This is a genomic window from Pseudoalteromonas shioyasakiensis (genome assembly GCF_022398475.1).
Taxonomy (GTDB): Bacteria; Pseudomonadota; Gammaproteobacteria; order Enterobacterales; family Alteromonadaceae; genus Pseudoalteromonas.
Genome location: NZ_JAKEVM010000254.1, coordinates 1 through 2,468, shown reverse-complemented (window position 1 = coordinate 2,468; position 2,468 = coordinate 1). Strand labels below are relative to the sequence as shown.

Annotated in this window: 3 protein-coding genes; 2 read left to right on the top strand and 1 reads right to left on the bottom strand. The window is 42.2% G+C overall.

What is annotated here, in order from left to right; translation table 11 throughout:
* The first annotated feature begins 35 nt into the window (after positions 1 to 35).
* Together ompR and envZ are read left to right on the top strand one after the other, a co-directional pair.
* Positions 36 to 755, top strand: coding sequence for an osmolarity response regulator transcription factor OmpR (ompR, locus tag L1D51_RS21225; protein WP_054554428.1), 720 nt, complete (start codon positions 36 to 38; stop codon positions 753 to 755).
* A gap of 5 nt (positions 756 to 760) precedes the next feature.
* Positions 761 to 2,056: a two-component system sensor histidine kinase EnvZ gene (envZ, locus tag L1D51_RS21220; RefSeq protein ID WP_239964803.1), complete on the top strand. Its 1,296-nt coding sequence runs from the start codon at positions 761 to 763 to the stop codon at positions 2,054 to 2,056.
* A 113-nt stretch (positions 2,057 to 2,169) separates the two neighbouring features.
* On the opposite strand, the gene L1D51_RS21215 is transcribed toward envZ, so the two are convergent.
* The coding region (locus L1D51_RS21215) for a hypothetical protein (RefSeq protein ID WP_239964801.1) at positions 2,170 to 2,468 on the bottom strand (299 nt) is incomplete at its 5' end.

The following is a 2,468-nucleotide window of genomic DNA, read 5'->3' as shown; positions in this document are numbered from 1 at the left end:
TTAATAAGTAACATATTACAAAAAGAATGAAAGTTATGGGACACGAAACGACAAAAGTATTGGTTGTTGATGACGATATGCGCTTACGTAGTTTGCTAGAGCGTTACCTTGTAGAACAAGGCTTTATTGTTCGCTCAGCAGCAAATTCAGAGCAAATGGATCGCTTATTAGAGCGCGAGAACTTCCACTTGATTGTATTAGATTTAATGTTACCAGGTGAAGATGGGTTATCAATTTGCCGTCGTTTACGTCAAAAAGAAAATGACATTCCAATTGTAATGCTCACAGCCAAAGGCGATGAAGTTGACCGCATAATCGGTTTAGAGCTTGGTGCTGATGATTATATTCCTAAACCATTCAACCCACGTGAACTGTTAGCGCGTATTAAAGCAATTTTACGTCGTCGTGCTAAAGAAGTGCCAGGTGCGCCGGCTGCCGAAGAAAACGAAATTAGCTTTGGTGACTTCACACTAAACCTTGCGACCCGCGAAATGAGCCATGGTGATAAAACAATGTCGTTAACCAGTGGTGAGTTTGCGGTATTAAAAGCGTTAGTGACTCATCCTCGTGAACCGCTTAGTCGCGATAAATTGATGAACTTAGCACGTGGCCGAGATTACAGTGCGCTTGAGCGCAGTATCGATGTTCAGGTTTCACGCTTACGCCGTATGATTGAAGTGGATGCCGCTAATCCTCGTTATATACAAACAGTATGGGGCTTAGGCTACGTATTTGTGCCAGACGGTGAAAAATAACAGTAATGGGCATGTTTCCACGTAGTGCGTTTGGACAAACGGTATTTTTGGTTGCGGCCCTGCTGTTAATCAATCAAATTGTCTCTTATATCACGGTCAGTTTTTATGTTGTTAAACCAACTATAGAACAAGTAAACCTGATCCTTTCGAAACAGGTGAAAACCGTGTTTATCGAATGGGAAGAAGGGGTTGAGGTAAGCAAGGAAGCCTCAGACAAGTTTTTTGAGATCACCGGCATCGAAGTGATGACCCAACGTCAAGCGATGAGTGAGGGGTTGGCTGAAACTCGTGAGTACTCCATGCTATCGCGCAGTATGTCGAAAGAACTCAATGGCTCTGCTCGGGTACGAATAAGCCAAACCGATCCACTTGTTTACTGGGTTGAAGCACCGCAAGCACCGGGTTATTGGGTGCGCGTGCCGCTCACCGGCCTGCAAGAAAACAACCTGAAGTTCTTAACCTTTTATTTATCGAGTATTGGCTTTTTAAGTGTACTCGGTGGGTGGTTGTTTGCCCGCCATCTAAATAGACCTTTAAAGGCACTGCAACAAGCCGCTGTTAAAGTAGGGGTGGGTGACTTTTCTACCAAGCTAGAAGAGCAAGGCTCTACTGAAGTTATTGAAGTAACCCGTGCGTTTAACCAAATGTCGCGTGGAATTGCTGCCCTTGAGAATGACCGTCGGTTATTAATGGCAGGTGTTTCTCATGACTTGCGCACGCCGCTTACACGTATTCGCCTTGCCACCGAAATGATGTCGGACGATGAAGATTACCTGCGTGAAGGGATCATTCATGATATTGAAGACATGAATGCCATTATCGACCAATTCATTGAATATTTACGCCATCACAAACGTGAAGAACTTGAGCTAGAAGACTTAAACGCGATTGTTTCTGAAGTTGTCGAAGCTGAACAAAAACATCACCGCACTATTACCTTTAAAGAGAATCCGAGCTTAAGCGAAGTGCCAGTGAGTATGGTAGCAATAAAGCGTGTTGTTACTAATATGATTGAAAACGCAATTCGCTATTCAGATGGTGATATAGAGGTTGAAACCCGCGTGAGCAGTAATAAAAAGTTTGCCATGGTCGTGGTTAACGATCACGGCCCGGGGATCCCAGAAAGCGAACTTGAAACTGTATTTGAACCGTTTAAACAAGGTGATGCCGCTCGCGGTAGCGAAGGCAGTGGCTTAGGCCTTGCGATAATTAAACGTATTGTCGATATGCACTGCGGCCGAGTACAACTACTTAATCGTCCAGAAGGTGGCCTAAGCGCGCAAATCTATTTGCCTTTTTAAAAGTATTTAGCTTTAAGCCTTAAGCTATAAGTTTCAAGCAGCCCGAGTGGGCTGCTTTTTTATGGGTGGAGATTTACAGAGCAGTTAGTTACTTATAATTTAAGTTGCCACAGTTATGAGTTATCAATAAAACTAGTTTTAAAGTGCTTTCTTGCTTTGAAAGGTGCTGAAGCAATGATGAAATTTAAAGAAAGTAACAAGATAACTATTAAGATAGTTAGCCAGTTTAAAGCCATCTGAATGAGAGTTGGTGGTTTATAAAAGCCAAAATGCATGAAGTCGGCAATTAAAATTTTATTCTTATAAATTAAGCCGTTACAAAAATTGCCAAGTGCAAAAAAAGATACACTAACCAGAAATAGCATAGCAGTTATAGTTGCCACTTTGAGCTTTAAAATATTTACCTTTATAT